22 protein-coding genes and 1 other RNA gene are annotated in these 25,489 nt (G+C 64.5%); 7 read left to right on the forward strand and 16 right to left on the reverse strand.

Features of this window, described 5'->3' with window-relative positions:
* Positions 1-17 precede the first annotated feature (17 nt).
* Positions 18-158, forward strand: a complete 141-nt coding sequence (locus tag FXN65_RS27995) for a hypothetical protein (protein WP_178119363.1) — start codon at positions 18-20, stop codon at positions 156-158.
* Between the two features lie 20 nt (positions 159-178).
* Positions 179-490, forward strand: a complete 312-nt coding sequence (locus tag FXN65_RS18850) for a transcriptional regulator (RefSeq protein ID WP_151135230.1) — start codon at positions 179-181, stop codon at positions 488-490.
* Here the strand turns inward: FXN65_RS18850 and FXN65_RS18855 are convergent.
* On the reverse strand, positions 487-1,368 hold the full coding sequence (locus FXN65_RS18855) for a DMT family transporter (RefSeq protein WP_151135232.1): 882 nt from the start codon (positions 1,366-1,368) through the stop codon (positions 487-489). The genes FXN65_RS18850 and FXN65_RS18855 overlap by 4 nt on opposite strands.
* 540 nt (positions 1,369-1,908) lie before the next feature.
* Here FXN65_RS18855 and FXN65_RS18860 point away from each other — a divergent pair.
* The 3 genes from FXN65_RS18860 to putA all read left to right on the forward strand — a co-directional run bounded on the left by FXN65_RS18860 (position 1,909) and on the right by putA (position 8,000).
* Entirely contained in the window at positions 1,909-3,039 is a 1,131-nt protein-coding gene (locus FXN65_RS18860) for a thiolase family protein (RefSeq protein ID WP_151135234.1), read from the forward strand.
* A gap of 104 nt (positions 3,040-3,143) precedes the next feature.
* Positions 3,144-3,713, forward strand: a complete 570-nt coding sequence (locus FXN65_RS18865; RefSeq protein ID WP_151135236.1) for a TetR/AcrR family transcriptional regulator — start codon at positions 3,144-3,146, stop codon at positions 3,711-3,713.
* A 309-nt stretch (positions 3,714-4,022) separates the two neighbouring features.
* Positions 4,023-8,000 carry a trifunctional transcriptional regulator/proline dehydrogenase/L-glutamate gamma-semialdehyde dehydrogenase gene (gene putA, locus FXN65_RS18870; protein WP_151135238.1) on the forward strand — a complete coding sequence of 1,326 codons (3,978 nt, stop codon included), beginning with the start codon at positions 4,023-4,025 and terminating at the stop codon, positions 7,998-8,000.
* Positions 8,001-8,279: 279 nt separating this feature from the next.
* Here the strand turns inward: putA and FXN65_RS18875 are convergent, their stop codons facing one another.
* The 5 genes from FXN65_RS18875 to dnaX form a co-directional block, all read right to left on the reverse strand.
* The gene (locus FXN65_RS18875; RefSeq protein ID WP_151135240.1) at positions 8,280-8,813 is read right to left on the reverse strand and encodes a PaaI family thioesterase; all 534 of its coding nucleotides are present in this window, start codon (positions 8,811-8,813) and stop codon (positions 8,280-8,282) included.
* Positions 8,814-8,912: 99 nt separating this feature from the next.
* Positions 8,913-10,061 carry an acyl-CoA dehydrogenase family protein gene (locus FXN65_RS18880; protein ID WP_151135242.1) on the reverse strand — a complete coding sequence of 383 codons (1,149 nt, stop codon included), beginning with the start codon at positions 10,059-10,061 and terminating at the stop codon, positions 8,913-8,915.
* Positions 10,062-10,167: 106 nt separating this feature from the next.
* Complete coding sequence (gene recR / locus FXN65_RS18885; RefSeq protein WP_151135244.1) at positions 10,168-10,767, reverse strand: recombination mediator RecR; 600 nt, start codon at positions 10,765-10,767, stop codon at positions 10,168-10,170.
* Between the two features lie 189 nt (positions 10,768-10,956).
* The gene (locus FXN65_RS18890) at positions 10,957-11,283 is read right to left on the reverse strand and encodes a YbaB/EbfC family nucleoid-associated protein (protein ID WP_151135246.1); all 327 of its coding nucleotides are present in this window, start codon (positions 11,281-11,283) and stop codon (positions 10,957-10,959) included.
* 11 nt (positions 11,284-11,294) lie between these two features.
* Positions 11,295-13,445, reverse strand: a complete 2,151-nt coding sequence (dnaX, locus tag FXN65_RS18895; RefSeq protein WP_151135248.1) for a DNA polymerase III subunit gamma/tau — start codon at positions 13,443-13,445, stop codon at positions 11,295-11,297.
* Positions 13,446-13,588: 143 nt separating this feature from the next.
* Between dnaX and FXN65_RS18900 the strand changes: the two genes are divergently transcribed.
* Complete coding sequence (locus FXN65_RS18900; protein WP_151135250.1) at positions 13,589-14,317, forward strand: substrate-binding periplasmic protein; 729 nt, start codon at positions 13,589-13,591, stop codon at positions 14,315-14,317.
* A 633-nt stretch (positions 14,318-14,950) separates the two neighbouring features.
* Here FXN65_RS18900 and ffs read toward each other — a convergent pair.
* An RNA gene (gene ffs, locus FXN65_RS18905) (signal recognition particle sRNA small type) lies at positions 14,951-15,047 on the reverse strand.
* A 104-nt stretch (positions 15,048-15,151) separates the two neighbouring features.
* Positions 15,152-16,786, reverse strand: a complete 1,635-nt coding sequence (locus FXN65_RS18910) for a methyl-accepting chemotaxis protein (RefSeq protein ID WP_151135252.1) — start codon at positions 16,784-16,786, stop codon at positions 15,152-15,154.
* A 340-nt stretch (positions 16,787-17,126) separates the two neighbouring features.
* Here FXN65_RS18910 and FXN65_RS18915 point away from each other — a divergent pair, with 340 nt between their 5' ends.
* Positions 17,127-17,408: an HU family DNA-binding protein gene (locus FXN65_RS18915; protein WP_151135254.1), complete on the forward strand. Its 282-nt coding sequence runs from the start codon at positions 17,127-17,129 to the stop codon at positions 17,406-17,408.
* A 46-nt stretch (positions 17,409-17,454) separates the two neighbouring features.
* Here FXN65_RS18915 and FXN65_RS18920 read toward each other — a convergent pair whose 3' ends face one another.
* The 8 genes from FXN65_RS18920 to FXN65_RS18955 are packed head-to-tail and all read right to left on the reverse strand — an operon-like array spanning position 17,455 to position 25,442.
* The gene (locus tag FXN65_RS18920) at positions 17,455-18,474 is read right to left on the reverse strand and encodes a tetratricopeptide repeat protein (protein ID WP_244620683.1); all 1,020 of its coding nucleotides are present in this window, start codon (positions 18,472-18,474) and stop codon (positions 17,455-17,457) included.
* A gap of 28 nt (positions 18,475-18,502) precedes the next feature.
* Positions 18,503-19,471, reverse strand: a complete 969-nt coding sequence (locus FXN65_RS18925) for a type II secretion system F family protein (protein ID WP_151135258.1) — start codon at positions 19,469-19,471, stop codon at positions 18,503-18,505.
* A gap of 28 nt (positions 19,472-19,499) precedes the next feature.
* Complete coding sequence (locus FXN65_RS18930; RefSeq protein WP_151135260.1) at positions 19,500-20,486, reverse strand: type II secretion system F family protein; 987 nt, start codon at positions 20,484-20,486, stop codon at positions 19,500-19,502.
* Positions 20,487-20,489: 3 nt separating this feature from the next.
* Positions 20,490-21,920, reverse strand: coding sequence for a CpaF family protein (locus tag FXN65_RS18935; RefSeq protein WP_151135262.1), 1,431 nt, complete (start codon positions 21,918-21,920; stop codon positions 20,490-20,492).
* Positions 21,921-21,923: 3 nt separating this feature from the next.
* Positions 21,924-23,141 carry an AAA family ATPase gene (locus tag FXN65_RS18940; RefSeq protein ID WP_151135264.1) on the reverse strand — a complete coding sequence of 406 codons (1,218 nt, stop codon included), beginning with the start codon at positions 23,139-23,141 and terminating at the stop codon, positions 21,924-21,926.
* Positions 23,135-23,638, reverse strand: coding sequence for a TadE/TadG family type IV pilus assembly protein (locus FXN65_RS18945; protein WP_151135266.1), 504 nt, complete (start codon positions 23,636-23,638; stop codon positions 23,135-23,137). The genes FXN65_RS18940 and FXN65_RS18945 overlap by 7 nt, the downstream gene beginning before the upstream one ends.
* Entirely contained in the window at positions 23,638-24,114 is a 477-nt protein-coding gene (locus FXN65_RS18950; RefSeq protein ID WP_226282311.1) for a TadE/TadG family type IV pilus assembly protein, read from the reverse strand. Before FXN65_RS18950 ends, FXN65_RS18945 begins: the two co-directional genes overlap by 1 nt.
* 8 nt (positions 24,115-24,122) lie before the next feature.
* Positions 24,123-25,442, reverse strand: a complete 1,320-nt coding sequence (locus tag FXN65_RS18955) for a Tad domain-containing protein (protein WP_244620684.1) — start codon at positions 25,440-25,442, stop codon at positions 24,123-24,125.
* Positions 25,443-25,489: the final 47 nt, after the last annotated feature.

Below are 25,489 nucleotides of genomic sequence, written 5' to 3' on the forward strand. Positions count from 1 at the left end.
AATCCAGGAAAAGTCCTATGCCTGTATCAGCCCCGATCCGCTTGCCGATGCCCGAACAACCTGTTCCGTCGAACATTCCGTTGCCCTACCAGCTGCCGCTGCCCTTCCCGCCCCGCGGCCAGGTGCAGCCCCTGCTCGCCGGCCGGCAGCTGCACTGAATCCACCCGAGGACGCCCAGATGCTGGATGTGCGCCAGTTGAAGTACACCGTCAGCCGCATGGCTCCGGAAGAGGTCCGCGAAGCGGTGGAAGAACTACGCCTGGAAGGCCTGGTGACCGATGGCAAGACCCCCTTCGGCCGCCTGCATTTCAATACCTGCCTGGCCGAGATCGAGGCCCTGTTCCAGCGCGCCGGCTATCACCGCCAACTGGACGTGGTGGGCTATCAGGGTCAGGCCTATGCCCTGTTCGACCCGGCCCGCTGGGAACCGGTGCAGGTACTCAGGTGGCTGAAGGACTACGTGGACTCGCGCCAGGTGGAGAGCGCCTAGCGCTTTTGCGCGTATGCCATGAACAGCCCGCTGCCGACGATGATGGCGATGCCGAGCAGGCCGATCTGGTCGGGCGCGTGGTTGAACAACAGCAGCCCGAGCAGACCGGCGAAGACGATCTGCCCATAGCCGAAGGGTGCCAGCAGTGGCGGCGAGGCGTGGCGGAACGCCTGGGTCAGCAGCATGTGCCCGCCCATGCCGCAGGTGCCCAGCGCCAGCATCAGCAGGCTGTGGCCGAGGGTATCCGGCAAGTGCCAGAAGAACGGCACCAGGGCGCTCATGATCAGTGTGTTGGTCAGGCCGGTGATGAAGTTGCTGGTGGCCGAGCTGTCGGTCCGGGCCAGGATGCGGGTCAGCAACTGGTAGAAGGCGAAGCAGACTGCAGCCGCCAGGGGATAGAGAATCGCCGGCGTGAATAGCGCACTCCCCGGCCGCACGACCAGCAGCACTCCGGCAAAGCCCACCAGTACCGCTCCCCACTGTCCAGGGGACACCCGCTCCTTCAGCAGCGGCACCGAAAGCGTGGTGACCAGCAGCGGCGCCAGGAAGATCACCGAGGTCGCCTCGGCCAACGGGATATGCCGCAGGCCTGTGGTGAACAGCAGGCTCACCCCGATCAGGCAAAGCGCCCGCGCCACCTGCAGCAACGGTCGCCTGGTGCGCAGTACCCGCATACCCTCACGCGGCAGCAGGAAGCCCGCCATCAGCAGGGTGTGCACCAGGTAGCGCACCCAGACCACCATCACGATGGGATAAAAGGCCGAGAGGTACTTGGAGATCGCGTCGTGGCTGGAGAACAGGAACGTAGCCAGGCAAACCAGAACGATGCCTTTCAGCGGCTGGTCCACGCGTTGCGACAGGGGACTTTGGGAGCTCATCAGGGATCCGGGTCGTCTGCGGGGAAAGGGCTTGGTAGCAGACTAATGATTAGGCGACTCAAGATATCGGCTTAACCAAGGCGACTCAAGGGGCCAGCCCCTGGAGCACCGGGGGGGCGATAGATCCGCTCTGGTGAATCACTTCGCCCCGACATCCACGCTGCTCCGCTCCCCAGCAGAACCCGTCCGACTCGACTAGGCTGCTGAGGCAGCGCCCCGCGAGGCAACACCTGAGCGATACAAACCACCAGGAGAAGAACAATGCAGAACGCCCTGACCGGTTTCCGTGCAATCCTCACCTGTGTATTGGCCGACCTGGCCCTGGCGCTGGCCTGAGAAGAGCCCCGGCATTCGCCGGAGCCCGCTCTGTGCCGATAGCCCCAGCGCAACTTCATTACTGAGAAAGCCGAACGATTCCAGACTGCAGGCTGACCCGGAAACCTTATAGCGATTTTGTATGACGACCATCATGTACGACCAATGGAATTACGCATATCATTCAAACCATCCAGGCCACTCCCCTAAGCCCAGGAGCCCGCCATGCAATCAATCGTTATCGCCGGTTACGCCCGCTCGCCCTTCCACTTCGCCAAGAAAGGCGGCCTGATCAACCTCCGCCCGGATGACCTTGCCGCCCAGGTAGTGAAGGGGCTGATGAATCGTCTGGATATCGATCCTCTGCAGATCGAGGACCTGATCCTGGGTTGCGCCTACCCGGAAGCCGAGCAAGGCATGAACCTGGCGCGCATCACCGGATTCCTCGCCGGCCTGCCGGAAACCGTGGCCGGCGCCACGGTGAACCGCTTCTGCGGCTCCTCCATGAGCGCCATCCACTTCGCCGCCGGCCAGATCCAGCTGGGCGCGGGCGAAGCCTTCATCTGCGGTGGCGTGGAATCCATGACCCGCGTACCCATGGGCGGCTTCAATATTTCCCCCAACCCGAAGCTGGTGAACGGCTATCCGCAGGCCTACATGGCCATGGGACACACAGCCGAAGTAGTCGCCGGCCGCTATGACATTTCCCGCGCCGATCAGGAAGCCATGGCTGTGGAGTCCCACCGCAAGGCCACTGGGGCGCGGACACAAGGCCTGCTGCAGAACGAAATCATCGCCGTGGACACCCCGGACGGTCAGGTGAATGAAGATGGCTGCATCCGGCCCGATACCAATGCGCAAGCCCTGGCACAGTTGAAGCCGGCCTTCGGCGGCAGTGTCACGGCGGGAACCGCCTCCCCCCTGACCGATGGCGCCGCCGCAGTATTCGTTTGCACCGAGGACTTCGCCAGGCGCTGGAACCTGGACGTCCTGGCGCGGATCAAGTCCGTGGCCGTGGTCGGTTGCCCGCCGGAAATCATGGGCATGGGACCGCTCTACGCTACCCGCAAGTTGCTGCAACGCGCCGGCCTGCAAGTCAATGACATCGACCTGTTCGAGATCAACGAAGCCTTCGCCAGCCAGGCCCTGGCCTGCATCCGCGAGCTGGATCTCGATCCGGCGAAGGTGAACCTGGACGGCGGCGCCATGGCCATCGGTCACCCACTGGGTGCCACCGGCGCGCGCATCACCGGCAAGGCCGCCAGCCTGCTCAAACGCACTGGCGGCCGTTATGCGATCGCCACCCAGTGCATCGGCGGTGGCCAGGGCGTGGCCACTCTCCTGGAGCGCGCCTGACCGGACGACCACGACCCCATTCGGCGTCGTGGTCATTTCCCGCTCACGCAACACGGGATGTGAATTACAATCGCCATATCAATCTTGCGAACGAGGCGACCGATATGCGCTACCCCGAAGACCACAAAGCCGAGACACACAAACGCATCGTCGCCGAAGCATCTCGCCGATTCCGTGCCGATGGCATCGATGCCACCGGCCTGCAACCGCTGATGAAGGCGCTGGGCCTGACCCACGGCGGCTTCTATGCACACTTCAAATCCAAGGATGCTCTGGTGGAAGAGGCCCTCCAGGCTGCGGCGAATGATGCCAACGCCCAGTGGGTCAAGGCTTTCGCCAAGGAGCAGCCGCTGACGACCTTCTTCGAGCGCTACCTCTCTGCGCAGCACCGCGCCCATCCCGAGCAGGGGTGCCCGCTGCCCACCATGGCGGCGGAACTGGGCCAGCGCGGCAATGCCAGCCCCATCACGGACAGCGTGCTGAACAACCTGCTGGCACTGGTCGAGAAGGAAGTCGGCAGTTCCGAACAGGCCCTGACCATGCTTTCCACCCTGGTAGGCGCCCTGACCCTGGCGCGCAGCGTAGCCAGCGAGGAACTGTCCGACCGCATCCTCGACAGCGCCCGCCAGACCCTGCTGGCCCAGGTGGAAGCTGCAAAGGCCGCCAAGGCCTGACACCCGCACCATTCGTCGGCTCCCCCGGCAGCTAGCGGGGGCCGCCTATGCTTTCCAGGTAGGTCAGAAGCCGGCTGCACCTGGGTTGCACCCCTTCCCTTCCAATCGGCCATATCTTGCCTGGCGCCCATGAAACGGGGCGCCTGCACGAGCAAGGTGCAACCCTTCCATGCCATCCAGGCGACCTTTCATCCGGAGATTGCCGCCAGACCGACGAGCTTTGGTTGCACCCGGTTGCACCCCTTGTAGGACATCGCTACTCTTTGCGCCGCTATTGCCGTGCGGACACGGCTGATAAGAGGACAAGAAATGGCTACGAGCACCACCCTTGGCGTGAAACTGGACGAGGCAACCCGCGACCGTCTGAAGGAAGCTGCGCGCAGGATCGAGCGCACCCCGCATTGGCTGATCAAGCAAGCGATCTTCAGCTACCTCGAAGCACTGGAAAGCGGCATGACCCTGCCTGAGCTCCAGGGCATCGCCCAGCGCCTGGCCGAAGGTGACCACGACGCCCTCGAAGCCCTGCCCGAGTCCGCTCACCAGCCGTTCCTCGAATTCGCCGAAAGCATCCTGCCGCAATCCGTACTGCGCGCGGCCATTACCGCCGCCTACCGTCGCCCCGAGCAGGAAGCCGTTCCGATGCTGCTGGAGCAGGCCCGCCTGCCCGCCGAAATGGCCGACGCCGCCTACAAGCTGGCCTACGGCATCGCCGAGAAGCTGCGCAACCAGAAGAGCGCCAGCGGCCGCGCCGGCATCGTCCAGGGCCTGTTGCAGGAGTTCTCCCTGTCGTCCCAGGAAGGCGTGGCGCTGATGTGCCTGGCCGAAGCCCTGCTGCGCATCCCGGACAAGGGTACCCGTGACGCCCTGATCCGCGACAAGATCAGCACCGGCAATTGGCAACAGCACCTGGGCCAGAGCCCGTCGATGTTCGTCAACGCCGCCTCCTGGGGCCTGCTGATTACCGGCAAGCTGGTATCCACCCACAACGAAGCCGGCCTGTCTTCTGCGCTGAACCGCATCATCGGCAAGAGTGGCGAGCCCGTGATCCGCAAAGGCGTGGACATGGCCATGCGCCTGATGGGCGAGCAGTTCGTCACCGGTGAGACCATCGCCGAAGCCCTGGCCAACGCCACCAGTTTCGAAGCCAAGGGCTTCCGCTACTCCTACGACATGCTCGGCGAAGCCGCGCTGACCGAGGAAGACGCCCAGCGCTACTACGCCTCGTACGAGCAGGCGATCCACGCCATCGGCAAGGCCTCCCACGGCCGTGGCATCTATGAAGGTCCGGGCATCTCCATCAAGCTCTCCGCCCTGCACCCGCGCTACAGCCGCGCCCAATATGAGCGCATGATGGGCGAGCTGTACCCGCGCCTGCTGTCCCTGACCCTGCTGGCCAAGCAGTACGACATCGGCCTGAACATCGACGCCGAAGAAGCCGACCGCCTGGAAATCTCCCTCGACATGCTCGAACGCCTCTGCTTCGAGCCGTCCCTGAAAGGCTGGAACGGTGTCGGTTTCGTCATCCAGGCCTACCAGAAGCGCTGCCCGTACGTGATCGACTACGTGATCGACCTCGCCCGCCGCAGTAACCATCGCCTGATGATCCGACTGGTGAAAGGCGCCTACTGGGACAGCGAGATCAAGCGCGCCCAGGTCGACGGCCTGGAAGGCTTCCCGGTCTACAGCCGCAAGGTCTACACCGACATTTCCTACATCGCCTGCGCCCGCAAGCTGCTGGGCGTACCGGATGCGATCTACCCGCAGTTCGCCACCCACAATGCCCACACCCTGTCGGCCATCTACCAGATCGCCGGCCAGAACTACTACCCGGGCCAGTACGAATTCCAGTGCCTGCACGGCATGGGCGAGCCCCTGTACGAGCAAGTGGTGGGCAAGGTCGCCGACGGCAAGCTGAACCGTCCATGCCGTATCTACGCACCGGTCGGCACCCATGAAACCCTGCTGGCCTACCTGGTCCGTCGCCTGCTGGAAAACGGCGCCAACACCAGCTTCGTCAACCGTATCGCCGACCACAGCATCTCCATCAAGGAACTGGTGGAAGACCCGGTCGCCAGTGCCGAAGCCATGGCCAGCGTCGAAGGCTCCCTCGGCCTGCCGCATCCGCGCATCCCGCAGCCCAAGGCCCTGTATGGCGATGCCCGCGTCAACTCCAGCGGCATCGACATGGCCAACGAACACCGCCTGGCGTCGCTGTCCAGCGCCCTGCTGAGCTCCGGCCACGCCGACTGGCGCGCCCAGCCGATGCTCGGCTGCCCGGCCAGCGAAGGCGCAAGCGAGCCCGTGCTGAACCCGGCGGATCACCGCGACGTGGTCGGCCATGTGCAGAACGCGACCACCGCTGACGTCGGCAACGCCGTGCTGGCCTCCATCACCGCCGCGCCGATCTGGCAATCCACTCCGCCGGTAGAGCGCGCCGCCGCCCTGGATCGCGCCGCCGACCTGATGGAAGCCGAGATGCAGCCGCTGATGGGCATCCTCGTCCGCGAAGCCGGCAAGACCTTCAACAACGCCATCGCCGAAGTGCGCGAGGCCGTGGACTTCCTGCGCTACTACGCCGCCCAGGCCCGCCACGACTTCGCCAACGACACCCACCGCCCGCTGGGCCCGGTGGTGTGCATCAGCCCGTGGAACTTCCCCCTGGCGATTTTCACCGGCCAGGTGGCCGCAGCCCTCGCGGCCGGCAACACCGTACTGGCCAAGCCCGCCGAGCAGACTCCTCTGATCGCCGCCCAGGCCGTCCGCATCCTGCTCCAGGCCGGTGTTCCGGAAGGCGTCGTGCAGCTGTTGCCGGGCCTCGGCCACACCGTGGGCGCCGCACTGGTGAGCGATGAGCGCGTGAAGGGCGTGATGTTCACCGGCTCCACCGAAGTGGCCGGCATCCTTGCCCGCAACGTCGCAGGCCGCCTGGACGCGCAGGGTCGCCCGATCCCGCTGATCGCCGAAACCGGCGGCCAGAACGCGATGATCGTCGACTCCTCCGCCCTGGCCGAGCAGGTGGTGACCGACGTGATCGCTTCCGCTTTCGACAGCGCCGGCCAGCGTTGCTCCGCCCTGCGCGTACTCTGCGTTCAGGAAGACGTGGCTGACCGCGTGGTGGAAATGCTCAAGGGCGCCATGACCGAGTGCCGTATCGGCAACCCGGAGCACCTGAACGTGGACATCGGCCCGGTGATCGACGCCGAAGCCAAGGCCAACATCGACAAGCACATCCAGGCCATGCGCAGCAAAGGCCGCAGCGTGTTCCAGATCGCCCGCACCGAGGGTGATGTGATGCAGCGCGGCACCTTCGTGATGCCGACCCTGATCGAACTGGACAGCCTGGCGGACCTGGAACGCGAGATCTTCGGCCCTGTCCTGCACCTGCTGCGCTACAAGCGCGAGGACATGGACGCGCTGCTCGACCAGATCAACGCCACCGGCTACGGCCTGACCCTGGGCGTGCACACCCGCATCGACGAAACCATCGCCAAGGTGGTGGACAAGGCCCATGCCGGCAACCTCTACGTCAACCGCAACATGGTTGGCGCCGTGGTCGGCGTGCAGCCCTTCGGTGGCGAAGGCCTGTCCGGCACCGGTCCGAAGGCCGGCGGCCCGCTGTACATGTACCGCCTGCTGGCCACCCGCCCTGCCGACGGCGTTGCCCGTACCTTCCAGCGCCTGGACGGTTCGATGGTTGCGGACAGCCAGCAGCGCACCGCCCTGCAGGAACGCCAGGGCAAGCCGCTGGAAGCCCTCAAGGCCTGGGCGACCAAGAATGGCAAGGACCACCTGGCCAGCCTGTGCGACAGCTTTGCCGTGCAGTCCCAGAGTGGCCTGAGCCGCGTGCTCCCCGGCCCGACCGGTGAACGCAATACCTACGTGCTGCTGCCGCGCGAAACCGTACTCTGCCTTGCCGACGACGAAGCCGACCTGCTGACCCAACTGGCCGCCACCCTCGCCGTAGGCAGCAGCGCGCTCTGGGCTACCAGCGAGCTGACCGGCAAGCTGCGCGGCGCCCTGCCGAAGGCTGTCCAGGCACGCATCCAGCTGGTGGCGGACTGGAGCCAGTCCGACGCCGCCTTCGATGCCGTCCTGCACCACGGCGACTCCGACCAGCTGGGCGCTGTGTGCCAGCAGGTCGCATCCCGCAAGGGGCCGATCATCGGCGTACAGGGCCTGTCCAGGGGCGAGACCGCGATCCCGCTGGAGCGCCTGCTGATCGAGCGTGCCATCAGCGTCAACACCGCCGCCGCCGGCGGCAACGCCAGCCTGATGACCATCGGCTGACCCCGCCGCGCCTCCGGGCGTGGCATGGCTCCACCCGGCGCTCGCCCACAAGGCGGGCGACGGTCGCAGCACCGGAGGCCCGACCTCCAGGCGAACCGCCTTACCGGGCGAATTCGTCCACTTCTCTTCGACGGTTGGCTGTCATTCACTGACGGCAATGGGGGCACGCCACAAGCGTGCCCCCTTCTTTTTGTCCGTCGATTTTCCGCGCCTGTCGGGGCAGGCCTTTGGCCTGCTTGGCGAATGAATTCGCTTCTACAGGTCCTCGCAGACCGGCAGCTACTTGCTACCCAGGATCAGGCAGGTGGTGGAACCTGTGGCATAGAGCTTGCCGTCCACGTCGTAGATCCGCCCTTCGGCGAGAGCGGTGGAACGGCCCACGTGAATGATCCGGCCCTCCGCGCGCACCGGTCCGGTCTTGGTGGTCAGGGCACGGATGTAACTGATGCGCAGGTCGGTGGTGGTATAGCCCTGCCCTTTCTCCAGGTTGGCGTGGATCGCGCAACCCATGCACGAATCCAGCAGCGTCGCTGCGTACCCCCCATGCACTGACCCGATCGGATTGTAGTGCTGCATCTGCGGCACGCCCTGGAAGACGAAGCGTTCCTTCGACCATTCGATCGGCACGAAGCCCATCAACTCGCCGATGGGCGGCGCCGGCACGTCGCCCCTGCCGATGCCATCGAAGAACTCCAGGGGACTGAGCATGGCCACGTCCGCGATGCTCATGGTGCCGGGCTTCAGTCGGGCACGGATTTCGGCCTCTGCGGCCAGCCAGACTTGAAGTTTCTCTTCGCGGGACAGATCGCTCATCGGGGTCATCTCCTGGATCGCAAGAACAAATTGAATGTCGATCATAATATATATCGACGAAAGAAAACCGGAACTCCCGTTCGGAAGTTCCGGCCCGATTCAAAGGTTCATCTGCTTGGCGATGATCTCATTCATGATCTCCCGTGTACCGCCACCAATGGAGAGGATGCGGTTGTCACGGTACAAGCGCTCCACCAGGCTCTCGCGCATGTAGCCCATGCCGCCGAGCATCTGCACGGCGTCGTAGGTCAGCCGGTCGGCGATGTCGGTGGCGAAGTTCTTGGCCATGGAGATTTCCCTGATCACGCTCTTGCCGGCCGCCATTTTCGCCGCCTGGCGATAAGTGAACTCGCGGGATACCTCCAGTTGGGTGGCCATTTCCGCCAGCCGGTGGCGCAGCACCTGGAAACGGCCGATGGGCTTGCCGAAGGCTTCGCGTTCGCGAGCCCAGTTCAGCGATTCATCCAAGGCTAGCTGCGCCGTCATATTGGCCATGATGGCCAGCGCCAGACGTTCACTCTGGAAGTTGGCCATGATGCAGGCGAAACCCATGTTCTCCATGCCAATCAGGTTCTCCACCGGCACCCTGCAGTCATCGAAGAACAGCTCGGCGGTATCCGAGGCCCACCAACCCATTTTCTTCAGCTTGCGCCCCACGGTGAAACCCGGCGTTCCTTTCTCCACCAGCAACAGGCTCACCCCGCCGAAGCCCTCGCCGCCGGTGCGCACCGCCACCGTGTAGTAGTCCGCGCGCACGCCGCTGGTGATGAAGGTCTTGCTGCCGCTCACGCGATAGAAATCGCCTTCACGCACAGCCCGGGTCCTGAGGTTCGCCACATCCGAGCCGCCAGACGGCTCGGTGACCGCGAGCGCCATGATTTTCTCGCCGGACAGCACCTGCGGCACGACACGCTCGCGCAGCTCATTGCGCCCCCACTTGATGACCGGCGGCAGGCCGATGTCCAGGGAGCCCAGCCCGGCCACCAGGCCACCAGAACCACTGCGCATGAGCTCTTCGCTGGCCGCGACCTTGGCGAACAGGTCACCCTCATGGCTACCGCCGAACTGCTCTGGATAACCGATACCGAGAATGCCGGCGGCGCCGGCCTTGAGGTAGAGCTCGCGGGGAAACTCTTCAGCCTCCTCCCATTCGGCGATGTAGGGCAGGATTTCCCGCTCGACGAAGCGACGCACCGAATCGCGGACCAATTGATGGGATTCGTCGAAGTATTCCTGGTAGGCAGACATGGCAAGACTCCCCGGTAAGATCGAACGAACTTACCGAGCGCTTGCTTGGTTTTCAAGGCGAGACTTTTGCCATCGACAAGGCCGTATCAGCCTTGCCGCCTTTCGCTCAAAGCCCGATGGGGCGCCGTCCTGCCAATGCATGGGCCAGGGTGCCGCCGTCCACGAGTTCCAGCTCACCACCCAGCGGCACGCCATGGGCGATGCGCGAGACGGTGATGGTCCGGGACGCCAGCAATTGGGCGATGTAGTGGGCAGTGGCTTCGCCCTCCACCGTCGGGTTGGTGGCGAGGATCACCTCGGCGAACTGACCGGCCTCGATACGCGCCATCAGTTCAGGAATACCGATGGCCTCCGGACCGAGGCCATCAAGGGGAGACAGATGCCCCTTGAGGACGAAGAAACGACCGCGATAGCCGGTCTGCTCCACGGCGAACACGTCCAGCGGGCCTTCCACCACGCAGAGCAGCGAATCATCGCGGCGCGGATCAGCGCATTGCGGGCAGAGCTCTTCCTCGCTCAGGGTGCGGCACTGCCTGCAATGCCCCACGCCCTCCATGGCCGCCGTCAGCGCCTGGGCCAGGCGCAGGCCACCACTGCGATCACGCTCGAGCATCTGCAGCGCCATGCGCTGAGCAGTCTTCTGGCCCACACCGGGCAGGATGCGCAAGGCGTCGATCAGTTGGCGGATCAGCGGGCTGAAGCTCATGAGCGTCTCGGGATGAAGAATGCAGATGGGGGAGACTCCGGTGCCGCTCCACGACTATCGGCCGCGGGCGACCAGACAGCATGCAGTGCATGGCGCAAGCAGCCACGGGCACCGGAGTTTACGTCTGTGAATGAGGGTGCCCGGAGCCACTCGCAACGCAGCAACGCGTACTGGCCGGGCATCACTCACTCAAAAAGGCATTTTGAAGCCGGGGGGAAGTTGGAGACCAGCAGTCATGCCAGCCATCTTTTCCTGGTTGTTCTGCTCGATCTTGCGCACGGCATCGTTCACCGCAGCGGCAATCAGGTCCTCGAGGATTTCCTTGTCCTCCTGCATCAGGCTGTCATCCAGGGAAACACGCTTGACGTCATGACGACCGGTCATCACCACACTCACCAGGCCCGCACCGGACTGGCCGGTAACTTCGGCATTGGCCAGCTCTTCCTGCATTTTCTGCATTTTTTCCTGCATCTGTTGGGCCTGCTTCATCAGGCCCGCCATGCCACCCTTCATCATGGTGATTGTCCTCAGCGGTCAAGGGGTTCAATGGTGTCGGCACGCACCTGGGCGCCGAACATTTCGATCATTTTCAGCACCAGCGGATCGCTGGCAATGGCCTCTTCGGCCTGGCGCTGACGAGCGGCGCGTTTACGTGCGGCGGCCTGGGCGGGAGTCTCCTGCTCGGGACGACGCACTTCGACTTCGAGCTTAAGGTTACGGCCGTGGTACTGGTTCAGCGCATCGTTCAGGCGACGCTGCTGGTTGGCGTTGAACAGGGCGCTCTGAGCCGGATCCAGGTGCAGGCGCCAGACATCGCCTTCCACTGCCACCAGGGTGCAGTTGGCGCCGATGTTGCCGGTCATCCCCGACAGCCCAAGGCGCGGGAACAGGTCCAGCCACTCGGCGGCAAGGCCAGTGGCCGGCTGCGCGGCAGGCAGGACTTCCGGCACCGAGGCGGCGGGTTCTTCCGCGGGGCCGAAGTCATCCATGTAAGCAATGCTGTCGGCATCCGCCTCGTAATAGTCGTCGTAGTCGCCGGGCGGCGGCTCATCGTCGGATTCGTCGTCGGCGGCAACCGCTGAGGGCTGCGCAACAGGCTCGACCACAGCCGGTGCGGCCTCGGCCACGGGCTCCGGATCGGGTTGCACTTCAGGTTCGGCCCGGGATTCGGCCTCGACCGTCACAGGGGATTCGGCCACCACCGGAGCGACCGGCTCCTCCCAGGGCAGATCGACCACTTCGGCAGGAGCCTCTGCCACTGGCGCGGGCTGTTCAGCCACGGGCTCGGCAGCGGGCGTCGTCGGAATGCTTTCTTCGACCGCAGCGACGACCGGAGCCTCTGCCACCGGTGCGGGCGCAGGCGCCCCCACAACCGGAGCCGGAGCCGGAGCCGGAGCCGGAGCCGCTACAGGCTGGCTGACCTCGGGGGCCGGCGCAACGGCTGGAGCGGGAGCCTGCACGGGAGCAGGTTGCGGCGCAGCAACGGCAACCGGAGCCGACGGGGCGGCTCCGGCCACTGGGTTCGTCCGGGGATCAGTCGTGGCCTGGCTGATCCCCGGGTCCTTTAGCTGGACCCTGGGCGCGCCATCGGCATCCGCCGGGCGGAACGCCAGCATGCGCAGCAGCACCATCTCGAAGCCACTGCGCGGATCCGGCGCCAGGGGCAGGTCACGACGGCCGATCAGACCCATCTGGTAGTAGAACTGCACGTCTTCGCCCGGCAGGGCCTGCGCCAGCGCCAGTACACGCTCGCGGTCACCCTGGCCGTTGTCGACGGCATCCGGCAGCACCTGGGCGATGGCCACGCGATGCAGCACGTTGAGCATTTCGGAGAGCACGCCGTTCCAATCAGGGCCCTGCTCGGCCAACTGCCGCACGGCATCGAGCAGTCCACGGGCATCGCCCTGCAGCAGCGCATGGAGTACGCCGTAGACCTGGCCATGATCGAGGGTACCGAGCATGGCGCGGACGTCGGCGGCCAGCACTTTGCCCTCGCCGAAGGCAATCGCCTGGTCGGTGAGGCTCATGGCGTCACGCATCGAACCGTCGGCGGCCCGGCCCAGCAGCCACAGCGCATCGGCCTCGAAGGGCACGTTCTCGGCGGTGAGTACGTGGGTCAGGTGATCCACCACGCGTTCCGGCGGCATGTTCTTCAGGGAGAACTGCAGGCAGCGCGAAAGGATGGTGACGGGCAGCTTCTGCGGGTCGGTGGTCGCCAGCAGGAACTTGACGTGGGGCGGCGGCTCTTCGAGGGTCTTCAGCAGCGCGTTGAACGAGTGCGTGGAGAGCATGTGCACTTCGTCAATCAGGTAGACCTTGTAGCGGCCGCGGCTGGGCGCGTACTGCACGTTGTCGAGCAATTCGCGGGTGTCTTCCACCTTGGTGCGGCTGGCGGCGTCCACTTCGATCAGGTCGACGAAGCGCCCTTCATCGATCTCCCGGCAGACCGAGCACTGGCCGCACGGGGTGGAGCTGATGCCGGTTTCGCAGTTCAGGCACTTGGCGAGAATACGCGCGATGGTGGTCTTGCCCACGCCCCGGGTGCCGGTAAACAGATAGGCGTGGTGCAGGCGCTGGTTGTCCAGGGCATTGATCAAGGCTTTCAGCACATGGGTCTGGCCGACCATTTCGCGGAACGAGCGCGGACGCCATTTTCGTGCAAGAACCTGATAACTCATTGAAAACCATCGCGTCTGGGGAGCAGAAGGAGCTAATGCTAGCGGAGCGATGCGCAAATTGCATCCGATGCGAACGGCGCCCTGTTCAATCCGCTCGACAACGGGCATTGTGAGGCACCGCCCACTTGAGACGAGGGAGCCCGATGCGCTCATCTGTCCTCGCCCTTCTCCTCTGCTGGAGCACCTTCGGCCATGCCGCGACCGCCGCCTTGCGCTTTTCCGCGGTGGACAGCTGGGCCATGCCGGTGGCCGAGTTCAGGGACAACCGCCTGGTCGGCGGCATCATCCACGACCTGATAGAACGCCTTGCGCAACGACTCGACATGCCGGTGCAGGTGCATGTCCTGCCGCGAAACCGTGTGGAGCTGGCCCTGAAACAGGGTGAAATCGACGTGCGCTGCTACATCAGCCCGAAGTGGATCACCAACGGCAACGAATACCTCTGGAGCGTGCCCTTTCTTTATCAGCGAGACCTGATCGTGGCGCGCAGTGGGAGTGAGCAGCTTTCCAGCCCGGACGCCATGTCCGGACAGAGTGTGGGCACCGTCCTGGGTTACACCTACCCGCGCCTGCAGCAGCTGTTCGACCGTGGTTCCCTGCTGCGCGACGAGGCCCGCAACCAGGACCTGGTGCTGCAGAAGCTGCTGGCAGGTCGCTACCGGTACGCCGTGAGCAACGAACTGGCGCTGAGCTGGTTCAATCGCAACCTGCCGGACCAGGACCGCCTGGCGAGCGTCGGCACGCTGGAAGAAGAGCCCGTGGGCTGCCTGATACGCAACGACCCGTCCCTGCCGACGCAACGCATCCTGCGCACACTGGTACAGATGAAGGAATCAGGGGAAATCGAGGAGATCCTGGCACGCTACCGGTGAGGATTGGCCACCGAACAAAGGATTCCCGCCCTAGTAATTCAAATAGTCCTCAAGTGTTGCCCATCCTTTTTGCCGGGCCTTGGAGATGGTCTCCGTCGCGTTCTCCGCGGCTTTCATCAACGTCTCTGCCGGGCAACTCTCGCTGACTTGTATTTGCCCTCTATCAAAGCGGGAGACAAACCTCCTGGCCTCAACCACGAGCCTTGCACACGAATCATCGGGCTTCAGCCTTGCCCTCCATTCGCCCTCCAGCTCCAAGGCACACATGCGTGTCCTCATTTCAAGGTCGAATGTGTGGTTGCAGCCCAGACCGTATGTCGCTCCCGAGTAAAGCAGAACCGGAAGCAGCGTCACGAAGCTTCTTGAAACGCTCATAGCGACCGCCCTCACTCGAGCAGGCCATACATGATTCTAGGTCAGCCAGGTCATTGAGAGGCGCGGGCGCTGCAGCGACGAACGCACGAAGTCAGCTGTTCGCCGGGAGAGAAAAGCCGGGGGATCGAACCGAATGCAGGGCGAATGGATACGATGCTTTGCGCGGCGCACCAATCAGGTGTACCACAACGTTGTTCCACTCTTCGATTTCTGGCGGGAGAAGTCTTTTAGAGTCAAAGACTTGGAGATTGGAGGTGACCCCACCAGCCACACCCCGGCACACGATTTCACCGCTGCGGCTGCTCCCTTCCGGGCCTGACCGGGTTCACGGCTGATCGTTGCGGGGGGACCGGCAGGGCCACCATCACGCAGCTCGCCAGATTGGCGAGCCGCGCCATTGTACCGGCTCTTCGTCAACTTACAACCGGTAAAACCGTTTTCCTTACAAGCACTTGCGGATCAGACCCGGAAGCGCCCCACCAGTTGGGCCAGACCGCTGGACAGTTGGGAAAGGTGCTGGCTGGCCTGATTGCTCTGCTCCGAGGTCTGCGCGGCCTCGTTGGAGAGGTCGCGAATGTCGCTGATGTTGCGGGCGATCTCCTCGGTGACGCTGCTCTGCTCTTCGCAGGCGGTGGCGATCTGCGCGGCCATGTCGTTGATCCGCTGCACCGAGTCGCCAGTGTCGGTGAGCGCCTGGTCGACGCCCGCCGCGCGCTCCACGCTGTCTCGTGCCTTCAGGCTTCCCGAGCGCATGGCCTTGACCGCCTCCTGCACGCCGGCCTGGAGGCGCTCGATCATCAGTTGGATGTCCTTGGTGGAATCCTGGGTCCTCGCCGCCAGGGCGCGCACCTCATCGGCCACCACGGCGAATCCCCTGCCCTGCTCACCAGCCCGTGCGGCTTCGATGGCGGCGTTCAGCGCCAGTAGGTTGGTCTGGTCGGCGATACCCTTGATCACCGCCAGCACGGCGCCAATGTTGGCGGTTTCCTGTTCCAGGGTGCCGATGGTGGTGGACGCGCTTTCCACCTCGATCGCCAACTGACGAATGGCAGCGACGGTCGCCCCCACCACCTGGGCGCCCTCGCGGGATTGTTCTTCGGCAAAGCGCGCCACGTCGGCCGCGTTCTGCGCATTGCGTGCCACCTCGTGCACGGCCGCACTCATTTCCGTTGCGGCGGTGCTCACCTGGTCCACGGCGGCGTGCTCGCTATTGATCAGGCGATCATTGGCGGCCGCCAGTCCCGCCAGGCTGCGCGCCGAGTCGGCCACTTCCCCGGTCACCCGGCTGACCTCCCGGATCAGCGGCTGCAATTTGTCGAGAAAGCGGTTGAAGGCATGGCTGAGCTTGCCCAGTTCGTCCTTCGACAGCACCTCCAGGCGCACGCGCAGATCCCCGTCGCCGTCGGCGATCTGCTCGATACGTTCCAGCAGGTTCCGCAAGGGGCGGGTTACCAGTGCAGGGAAGCCGATGACCAGGATGAGACACAGGGCCAGCCCGATCGCGATAGCCAGTCCCTGCTGCCAGGCGCGTGTATCCCCGAGGGCGATGGCGCCCTGCCCTTCGGCGTTGGCGGCCAGATCCTCCAGTTCGCCGAGCTTGTCGATGGCATCGCGCATCTCGCCGAACTGGCGTTCGCTGTCGCCGAAACTGAGGGTGCTGGCCGCTGCGGGGTCCTGGCCGGACAGGTCGACCACCCGTTGCGAGGTGGCCTTCCACCGGGCATAGCCACGGTCGAACTGGGCCACCAGCTGCTGGGCTTCGGCGCTGGCGTCCATGGCGGCGTACTTGTGTACGCGGTCGTAGGCCTGTTGCAGGTTTTCCGCATGGTCCGCCTTGAGCGCCTGGACGTGCTCGCCGGCGGCCTCGTCCAGCAGGCTGCGCTCGGCAATGAAGGCCTGGTAGAGGTCACGGTCGGCATTGAGCAGCAAGCTGATGGCAGGCAGGTAGCGGTTGGTCAGTCGCTTGCTGGAGTCTCCGACCTGGGCGATCCCCTGCATGCCGAGGCTACCCAGCAACACCATGAGAAACGCCAGCACCAGGATGGGCAAGGCGATCTTCCAGCGAAAACCCAAATCGGCAAAGGCACGTAGCATGGCGGCTCTCCTTAGCGCTAGGCATCACAAGGCCAAGCGTAGTCGCTCAAGGGCAATCAGGCCTTGCTTGGATACAGCAGCCATCGGCATCTGTAGGCGCCGAATTCCGTCACCGGGTGACGTCCTGCCCTCGGCCGTCGAAACCGACGACAGGTTGCGTCAAATCGACGCAAAACCCGGCCCCTACTCAGGTTCGCCACAGCTTTTGTGCTAGCGTCCCCAACCGGTTGCGGCCCGCTGCTAAAACTTCCGTCGCACTTCCAGACGCGCGGCGTGTCTCATCAGGGCCGGCGCACCCGGCCAGGCCACAAGCCAGACATTCATTAAATGGAGCAACACCATGGCACTCACCAAAGACCAGCTGATCTCTGACATCGCAGAAGCCACCGACACCACCAAGGCCGCCGTGCGCGCGGTGCTCGAGCAGCTCAGCGAAATCGTCAGCGACTCCCTGGAGAACAGTGATGAGATCACCCTGCCGGGCATCGGCAAGCTGAAGGTCGGCGACCGTCCTGCCCGTACCGGCCGTAATCCGCAAACCGGCAAGACCATCGAGATCGCCGCGAAGAAGGTGGTCAAGTTCGTTCCGGCCAAGGCCCTGACCGACGCGGTCAACAAGTAATGCAAAAAGGGCAGGCCCAAGGCCTGCCCCTTTCCATCATCCCGGTCTACGGCAATGCGACCGGGCGTACCTCCGCTCCCGGAATCACTGCCACCGGTTCCCCCACCGACGTGGCGCCCCCCAACCCGCGCAGGCGGCGAATCTGCTGGACCCGATTGAGATTGTCCCAGGCCGTTTCGTAGTGCGCCGGCGACTGGTCGATAGCGCTGCGGAAGAATTGCTCCGCCTCATCCAGCTTGCCTTCCACCAGACAGATGTAGCCGACGTCGTTGCTCGCTTCGGCAGGCTTCTCCACCTGCTCGAATGCCGAGATCGCTTCCTCATAGCGCCCCATCCGCGCCAGCAGCAGACCATAGTTGCGCCACAACGGGTGGTAGGCGGGATCGAAGCTGATGCCCTGTTTGTACGTGCGCTCGGCCTGATCCCAGTTACCGGCCAGGTAATAGGAATAGCCGAGGCTGTTCTGCACCAGGGGCGCACGGGGGTCGATCTTCATCGCAAGAAGGTAGTAGGCCTGGGAAATGGAAAAATTCTCCTTGAGGTCCGCCAACACGCCCAGCCCGTTATAGACCCGCACGGGGGACTTGCTGTCCACCTTCAGCCTGGCCACATCACCCAGCGCCACCTTCGGGGTACCTCCCAGCCGGCGCTGATCTTCGCCAACAGCCTGGAGAAGGAACGCCTCGGCCTCGCCGTGGCGGCGTATGCCGAGGTTGAGCAGCCCCATCTCGGCCAGCGCGTCGAGATTGTTCGGATCGTTACCCAGCACATCGGTGAACGCCATTTCGGCCAGCTGGGTATTGCCCCGTTCGCGGTGGATGCGCCCCACCCAAACCAGCGCGTCATAGCGTTTGGGGTCGAGTTCGATGGCACGCAGGTACTGATAAAGCGCCTGGTCCGTCTCGCCAGCATGATAGGACCGGGCCGCCATTTGCATGGCCAACTCGGGACTGTCGATCTGGCTTTGCACCTGATAGAGGACGGAATTGTCGCCCCGGTATACGGACTGAAAACCGCCGGCCTTTTCAGGCCCCATGTTCTGGCATCCCGACAGCACGGCCATCATGGCCAACAGCAGACTGGTTCTGTTCATGTCACATCTTCCCGAAGGCTTTGAACACCCCAATGATTGCGGGGCCGATGGCCACCAGGAAAAAGCTTGGCCATAGGCAGAAGATTAGCGGGAACACCAGTTTGGTCCCGATCTTGGCGGCCCGCTCCTCGGCTGCCTGGGTACGCCGGTCGCGAAACTCCTCGGCATAGATGCGCAAAGTATCCGCCACGCTGGTACCGAAGCGGATGCTCTGTGAAAGCAGGCTCACCAGTCCGCGCAAATCCTCCAGCCCGGTACGGTCGGCCAGATGTTTCAAGGCCTGTGCACTGGGGATGCCCGCACGCACCTCGGCATTCACCAGGGCGAGTTCCTCTGCCAGTTCCGACTGGCTCACAGCCATCTCTTCAGCCACCCGCTCTATCGCCTGGGGCAGCGCCAACCCCGACTCTACGCAAACCACCATCAGGTCCAGGGCGTCAGGAAAGGCTGCACGCAGACGGCCGATCCGCGCTTCCTTGCGCCGCTCCACGAAGATCGCCGGCGCCAGCCAGCCCACGCCCGCGGCGGCAGCACCGATCAACAGCACCAGGGCAATCGACAGCTTGGGCAGCATGGGCAGCGCCAGCAGGGACAGGGCAAGCATCAACAACGGCAGGAGCAAACGCACGGCCCAATAGACTTGCACCGCCGATGCGGAACGGTAGCCAGCATGGATGAGGGTCTGGCGGGTCGCCGACGTCTTGCGCTCCTCACCCGAGCCCATGTGACGCCCTACCTGCTCCAGCAACAGGTGCAGGTTGCTCACCGGTCGCTGATTCGCGGTGAGGCTTTCATGACCACGCTTGATCATCGCCAGGCGCCGCTGCACCGGACTCTGCAGGCCCATGATCAGCATGCCGAAGGTGACGACCGCCAGCACCGAGCTCAAGGCCACCGCAGCCAGGAACACCAGGCGCGCCAGCTCCGGGTTGCCCACCACACCACTGATCAATCCGAGCAGGTAGTCCATGGAATGTGCCTCCCCTTCGGCTGTGTCATCAGACCTGGATCCGGATGATCCGGCGGATCCAGAAAATGCCCAGGATCATGGCCGCAAAGGCGGCCATGACCATCTTCTGCCCCAGCGGCTCGTTGATCAGCACAGGCATGTACTGCGGGGTGGTAAACATGATTCCCGCGCACAGGGCGAAGGGCACCGACACCAACACCCAGGCCGAAACGCGCCCCTCCGCCGACAGCGTCCTGACCTTGCGCTGGAAGCGGAAGCGTCCGCGAATCAGGCGGCTCAAGCGCTCCAGAACCTCGGTCAGGTTGCCCCCGGACTCCCGCTGGATCAGCACCGACGTCACCAGCATCATCACCGTCATGCTCGGCATGCGCTCCAGCAAGCCGAGCATGGCCCGGCGCACATCGTTGCCGTAGTTGATGTCGGCGAACGTCAGGCCGAATTCGACAGCCACCGGCCCGGTGTGCTCCTCCGCCACCAGGCGCAGGGTCTCGTTGAAAGGGTGGCCGGCACGCAGCGCGCGGCACATTGCGTCCAGTGCGTCAGGCAGGCCCTCCTCGAAAGCGGCGAAACGGGCGTTGCGGTCCCGGGCGACTTTCATCAGCGGTAGGCAGAACACAACGCCGCCCAGGATCAGTGCAGCCCACCAGATCTTGAACAGCAGCCAGGCGCCACCGCCGGTCACCGTTGCGAGGATCAGACACAGCAACGCCACCCGGTAGGCCAGGTAGACATGGCCAGCCTGCTCGATGGTCTGCGCCAGACGCTCCATCAGCGGCAGTTGTTCCAGCCTGACCTCCAGGGGCGATAGGCGCTTGAGGTACTTCTGCCGCAACACCGTCTGCATGTTCGGCAGGTTGCTGGCGTGCTCGAGCACATCCAGGCGCGCACGGATACGTCGACGAACCTTGCCGGCCTCGCCGAACACCGGCACCACAAGGCCCTGGCTGAGAAGAAAGACCGCGACGAAGACCATCCCGAGGAACGCCAGGATGAACTCGGCAGGAATCTTGTCCATGACCTAACCCTCCATCCAGTCGGGACGGAACAGGTTCAGCGGCAGCTCGATGCCACGCTTGGCCAGCACATCGCGGAAGTGCGGGACCATGCCGCTGGGCCGGAAGTCGCCGAGGACCTCGCCATGCTCGCCGAGGCCCCGACGATCGAAGCCGAAGATCTCGGTCATGGTGATGATCTCGCCCTCCATGCCGTTGATCTCCTGCACGCTGACCAGCCGGCGCTTGCCATCCTCCTGGCGCTCGAGCTGGATGACGACGTCGATGGCCGAGGCGATCTGCTGGCGCAGGGCCTTGATCGGGAAGGTGGCGCCGGTCATGGACACCATGTTCTCTATTCGACCAAGGGCGTCACGAGCCGTGTTGGCATGGATGGTGGTGAGCGAACCGTCGTGGCCGGTATTCATCGCCGTCAGCATGTCCAGCGCCTCGGCACCACGGACTTCACCGATGACGATCCGGTCCGGGCGCATGCGCAGGCTGTTGCGCACCAGTTCGCGCTGGTTGACCTCACCGCGCCCCTCGATGTTCGCCGGCCGGGTTTCCAGTCGCACCACATGGGGTTGCTGCAGTTGCAGCTCGGCCGAATCCTCGATGGTGACGATGCGCTCGTTGTGCGGAATGAAGCTGGAGAGCACGTTGAGCATGGTGGTCTTGCCGGTGCCGGTACCACCGGAGACCAGCACGTTCAGGCGGCCCCGGACTATCGCCTTGAGCACCAGAGCAATCGCCGGGGTCAGGGTACCCATCTGGACCAGGCTCTCGGTGCTCAGCAGGTCCACGGCGAAGCGGCGAATCGACAGGCTGGGGCCATCGATCGCCAGCGGCGGAATGATCGCATTCACCCGCGAACCGTCCTTGAGGCGCGCATCCACCAGGGGCGACGATTCGTCGATGCGCCGGCCCAGGCTGGACACGATGCGGTCGATGATGTTCAGCAGGTGCTGGTCATCGCGAAAGCACACATCGGTGCGCTGCAACTTGCCGTGGCGTTCGACGTATACCGAGGCATGGCCGTTGACCAGGATGTCGGAGACGCTGTGGTCGGCCAGCAGCGGCTCCAACGGCCCCAGACCGAGAACCTCGTCCTGGATCTGTTTGATGATCAGCTGGCGGCAGCCGGAACTCACCGGAGCCTGGTGCTCATCCAGCAGACGCAGACAGATCTCGCGGATCTGCCGCGCAGCTTCGGCCGGCTCCAGGGCATCCAGCAGGGACAGGTCCATGACCTTGAGCAACTGCTGGTAAGTGCGCTCGCGCCACTCCGCCTCCACTGTGCTCAGGTGGGTGCGGGTCTCGTAGGGCTGGTCCGGCGCGCAGATCTCCCATGCCATGAGGCTGGTCGACTCCTCGCCCTGCGCCGCCTCTTGTGGCTGGTCGGCACCGGACTTCCTCGCTGCGGGTTGGCGCAGCCGATTGCGGAATTCGCTGAGCATGGTCTACCCCCTGAAAAATCGGCCGAAGGTGCGTTTCAGCAAGCCCTGGCTGGCGCTCTCCGCGCCCACCAGATCTTCAGTCAACGCCCGCAATGCCAGGGTCACCGGCGCCCGTGGTGAATGCTGGGCCAACGGTACCCCGGTGTTCTGGCTTTCGCTGACCACCGCGTAGTCGTTGGGCAGCTTCTGTACATCCGAACAGCGCAAGGCCTCGGCGATGTCCTTGAGGGTCACCGGCGAAGCCTTGTTGTAGCGGTTGACCACCACCTGCAGGCGATTCCCCTGGACGCCCAGGTCGTCTCGCAGGATGCGTACCAGGCGGGTGGCATCCTTGAGGTGGCTGAGGCTCTGCTGCACTACGATCACCACGCGATCGGCCTGTTCGAGGGTGACGCCGGTGAGGTGGTCGATCTGCCGTGGCAGGTCGACCACCACCCAGTCATAGGTGCTGCGAGAAAGACGCAACAGCGTCTCCAGTTGCTCCAGACGCACGTCCTGGGTCAGGCAGAGTTCATCGGAGCGACCGCCAAGCACATGCAAGGTCGGGCTGAAATGGCTGGAGAAACCACGCAGTGCCATGCCATCCAGCTCCTCTACCTGCTGCAGCACGTCCAGATGGCTGTGGCCGGGATGTATGTCCAGGTAGTGGGCGGCACTGCCGAATTGCAGATCCAGGTCCAGCAGCAACGTGCCGGCGCCTCGACTGCTGAGCTGGTGCGCCAGGTTGCAGGCCAGCAGGGTGGCGCCGGAGCCACCCTTGGCATTGATCACCGCCACCACCTGGCCGCCGCCGGCGGCGCCCGCGCTGGACTCCTGCACCAGACGGCTCAGTGCTGCCCGCAAATCTTCTTCGGTGACCGGCTCGGGAAGGAAGTCACGGGCGCCGGCCTGCATCGCCAGACGAATGCCCTCGCGCTCCTCCAGCGGGCCGCAGATCAGCAACGGCGGACGCTCGTGAACGGGGCGCTGCAGCAGCGCCGCCAGCTCCTCACGCCACAGGTGGCTGACCCGCAGCAACAGCAGATCGGGTTTCTGCTCCAGGCCGTAGAGAGGATCGGTATGACCATTGGTGACCAGCCGGGTACTGACCACCAGCCCGGAAAGACGCTGGCAGTAGCCCTGCAGGTGGCGCAGCGCCGCGGCGTCGCGGCTGCTGATGAGCAAGCGCTGGCCGGAAGTTCCAGCGGCCTGGACGGGTACGGTTTCTCTGGTTTTCAGCATGGCGTGATCCCCGGAGCGACGCCGACCTCGGCATGGCGGCCAAGGCTTTCGCGCGGCATGGTCGACCTGAACACCGGGAGCGTGAAGCTGCCGCCGAAGCCGGGGATCAGGAAGTTGAAAGTGAAGTTCTGCAGGCGCAGTTCGACGTAGCGAATGGCGCGGAAACCGGTGGCACTGGCGGTATCGCCGGGACTGGCGACTGTCGCGCCGCCCTCGTCCAGGTACACCAGGCTCAGGTCGGCCGTATCGAGCTGGTTGATCAGGCTGCTGGCGCCACTGTCGGTAGCCGCGTTGAAGATGGCCCGACGCAGGACCACCGGGTCGCTGATATCGCATACCGCGGCCAGGCGCGCACCACGACGCACCGTCTCGTTCAGGGCGTTGATGGTGAAGAACAGCCGCCCCATCTCCAACATGCCGAACAGCACCACGAAGAGCACGAGCCCGGTGATGGCGAACTCCACCGTATAGGTACCGCGCATCCGTCTGGCTTTCATCACAGCGCCCTCATCACGGTGGTGGCCACCAACGGGAAGTCCAGCCGCATCGAGCTGCCGACCAGGGCCGGCAGGCCGCTGCCGAACAGGGGCTGAAAGGTGTAGCTGATGCTCACCTGCACATGGTCCGTGGTACCAGCCACGGTGGAAACCTGCACATTGGCCGTGCTCAATCCGGGTACCAGGGGTTGCATGCCCAGACGCACCACGGGCGAGCCGTAGACCGCCAGGTTCTGGGTTTCGGTTCTCAGTGTGGCGCCGACCTCGACCCGCCCCTGCGTGCGATCGAACGCCTTGCCGGCGACGTAGCGCACCGCGTCGCGGTTGGCCTGCAGCAGGCTGTTGAACTGCAGCAGCATGCGTCCGATCTCGCTCACGGCCAGCAGCAACAGCACCAGCAACGGCAGGGCCAGGGCAAACTCCACCATGGCCAACCCCCGCTGCCCGCGCCTGCCTTTGCATGGAATACGTCGCATGGCGCCTCCTATGAGTCGCTGCTCGGTGTGCGGCTGTCGTCGATATAGGTCTTGTAGAGCTGGATGATCTGCGGCCCGGATTCGGTGGATGGATTGGGCCCTGGCAGGTCGTCGCCCTCGCACTCCTGAATGAACTGGCCGAGCAACCAGGCGGCGCCACCCTGCTGGTCCATGGGCTGCAGCACGAAGAAGCAGCCGAAACCCAGTACGGGAACCGAAGCGGTGCCGCCATCCGTACCACTGCATCTGCCGATAACGATCTTCAGCATGCGCCGCTCGAACACACCGTTGGTGCGGCAACCGGCGGCCGAAGGATTGTCGACGCAGGTCGCGGTGCGGCTCTTCCAGTCGTTGTAATCGAACAGTGCAGTGCCATCTGCGGTGCTAAGGTTTCCGCGCGCGTCAGTGCTCACCACCCCACCACCGCCGCCGAGGTAGCTCACTACCCCAGTGTCCAGGTTGGGCTCGAGGGCACCCTTGCCATTGCCGAGCTTGTTGTAGTCCACCACCAGGTCGGGTGGATAGTCAGCCTCGGAAAGCCCCCCACCCTGGTACTCGCCAAAGCGGGTATTAAGACCCTGGACCGATGGACCCACGGTATTGCCGGGCTTGGTGGCGACGTTGTTGCCGATTTCCGGACACAGGGTCCCGCCGCCCGCCAGTTGCTCGCGTACTGTGCTACCCCCCGAGCCGAAATCCAGCAACTGGAAATTGCCCGGACCGATCCCCGAGGTGTCGTTCTTGGCCGTCTTCAGCACTTCCAGGTCGCCAAGACGGAAACCCCAGTAGAGGCCGTTGGCCGGATCATGCTGGCCGGCTCCGGTATCGCCGCAGACCATCACAGGAGCGAGGTCGCAAGGACTGGTGGGGCTCGGCCCGGCAGTGGCGATGGCGGCCACGGCCTTGTCCACGGCACCACCGCCAAAGAGGCTCAACACACCCCAGAGGATTCCCGTCAGAGGGTAATCCGGCACCGACACACGTACATAGCGCGGGCTGCTACCCACCGGTCCGGCAACCGAAAAGGGACCGTAGACGCTGGCCGACTGGGTGATCACGACGAAGCCCGAATCGGCGGCCAGTGCCGCCGCCAGTTCGCCATTGCCGGTAGCGTTGGCGTTGCGTGTGAAGGTGTCCATGGCCGCTTCCCGCGCCAGCCGCGCCGCCTCCGCTGAACCCTGGACCTGGCTGAGCGTCTTCGCGCCACTGAGGGCCGCAGCGTCCACCGCGTTCTGCAGCCGGGTCTTGTTCACCAGCAGGTGGCCGCCGTCCAGCGCCAGGGCGGCCATGGCCACCAGGGCGAGCATTGCGACCGCCAACAATGCCATGACCGAACCCCGTTGGCGCCGGGGCATGGCGCATGGTCTTCCGGGGA

It is taken from the genome of Pseudomonas lalkuanensis (genome assembly GCF_008807375.1).
In the GTDB taxonomy this organism is placed as follows: Bacteria; Pseudomonadota; Gammaproteobacteria; order Pseudomonadales; family Pseudomonadaceae; genus Metapseudomonas; species Metapseudomonas lalkuanensis.

Bases quoted from the DNA above. Each gene is read 5' to 3' on its own strand.
- FXN65_RS18855 (WP_151135232.1), bottom strand. From the start codon at position 1,368: ATGAGCTCCCAAAGTCCCCTGTCGCAACGCGTGGACCAGCCGCTGAAA.
- FXN65_RS18915 (WP_151135254.1), top strand. From the start codon at position 17,127: ATGGCACTCACCAAAGACCAGCTGATCTCTGACATCGCAGAAGCCACC.
- FXN65_RS18850 (WP_151135230.1), top strand. From the start codon at position 179: ATGCTGGATGTGCGCCAGTTGAAGTACACCGTCAGCCGCATGGCTCCG.
- FXN65_RS18920 (WP_244620683.1), bottom strand. From the start codon at position 18,474: ATGATGGCCGTGCTGTCGGGATGCCAGAACATGGGGCCTGAAAAGGCC.
- FXN65_RS18900 (WP_151135250.1), top strand. From the start codon at position 13,589: ATGCGCTCATCTGTCCTCGCCCTTCTCCTCTGCTGGAGCACCTTCGGC.
- FXN65_RS18925 (WP_151135258.1), bottom strand. From the start codon at position 19,471: ATGGACTACCTGCTCGGATTGATCAGTGGTGTGGTGGGCAACCCGGAG.
- dnaX (WP_151135248.1), bottom strand. From the start codon at position 13,445: ATGAGTTATCAGGTTCTTGCACGAAAATGGCGTCCGCGCTCGTTCCGC.
- recR (WP_151135244.1), bottom strand. From the start codon at position 10,767: ATGAGCTTCAGCCCGCTGATCCGCCAACTGATCGACGCCTTGCGCATC.
- FXN65_RS18910 (WP_151135252.1), bottom strand. From the start codon at position 16,786: ATGCTACGTGCCTTTGCCGATTTGGGTTTTCGCTGGAAGATCGCCTTG.
- FXN65_RS18865 (WP_151135236.1), top strand. From the start codon at position 3,144: ATGCGCTACCCCGAAGACCACAAAGCCGAGACACACAAACGCATCGTC.
- FXN65_RS18955 (WP_244620684.1), bottom strand. From the start codon at position 25,442: ATGGCATTGTTGGCGGTCGCAATGCTCGCCCTGGTGGCCATGGCCGCC.
- FXN65_RS18860 (WP_151135234.1), top strand. From the start codon at position 1,909: ATGCAATCAATCGTTATCGCCGGTTACGCCCGCTCGCCCTTCCACTTC.
- FXN65_RS18890 (WP_151135246.1), bottom strand. From the start codon at position 11,283: ATGATGAAGGGTGGCATGGCGGGCCTGATGAAGCAGGCCCAACAGATG.
- FXN65_RS18880 (WP_151135242.1), bottom strand. From the start codon at position 10,061: ATGTCTGCCTACCAGGAATACTTCGACGAATCCCATCAATTGGTCCGC.
- FXN65_RS18930 (WP_151135260.1), bottom strand. From the start codon at position 20,486: ATGGACAAGATTCCTGCCGAGTTCATCCTGGCGTTCCTCGGGATGGTC.
- FXN65_RS18945 (WP_151135266.1), bottom strand. From the start codon at position 23,638: ATGAAAGCCAGACGGATGCGCGGTACCTATACGGTGGAGTTCGCCATC.
- FXN65_RS18950 (WP_226282311.1), bottom strand. From the start codon at position 24,114: ATGCGACGTATTCCATGCAAAGGCAGGCGCGGGCAGCGGGGGTTGGCC.
- FXN65_RS18940 (WP_151135264.1), bottom strand. From the start codon at position 23,141: ATGCTGAAAACCAGAGAAACCGTACCCGTCCAGGCCGCTGGAACTTCC.
- FXN65_RS27995 (WP_178119363.1), top strand. From the start codon at position 18: ATGCCTGTATCAGCCCCGATCCGCTTGCCGATGCCCGAACAACCTGTT.
- FXN65_RS18935 (WP_151135262.1), bottom strand. From the start codon at position 21,920: ATGCTCAGCGAATTCCGCAATCGGCTGCGCCAACCCGCAGCGAGGAAG.
- putA (WP_151135238.1), top strand. From the start codon at position 4,023: ATGGCTACGAGCACCACCCTTGGCGTGAAACTGGACGAGGCAACCCGC.
- FXN65_RS18875 (WP_151135240.1), bottom strand. From the start codon at position 8,813: ATGAGCGATCTGTCCCGCGAAGAGAAACTTCAAGTCTGGCTGGCCGCA.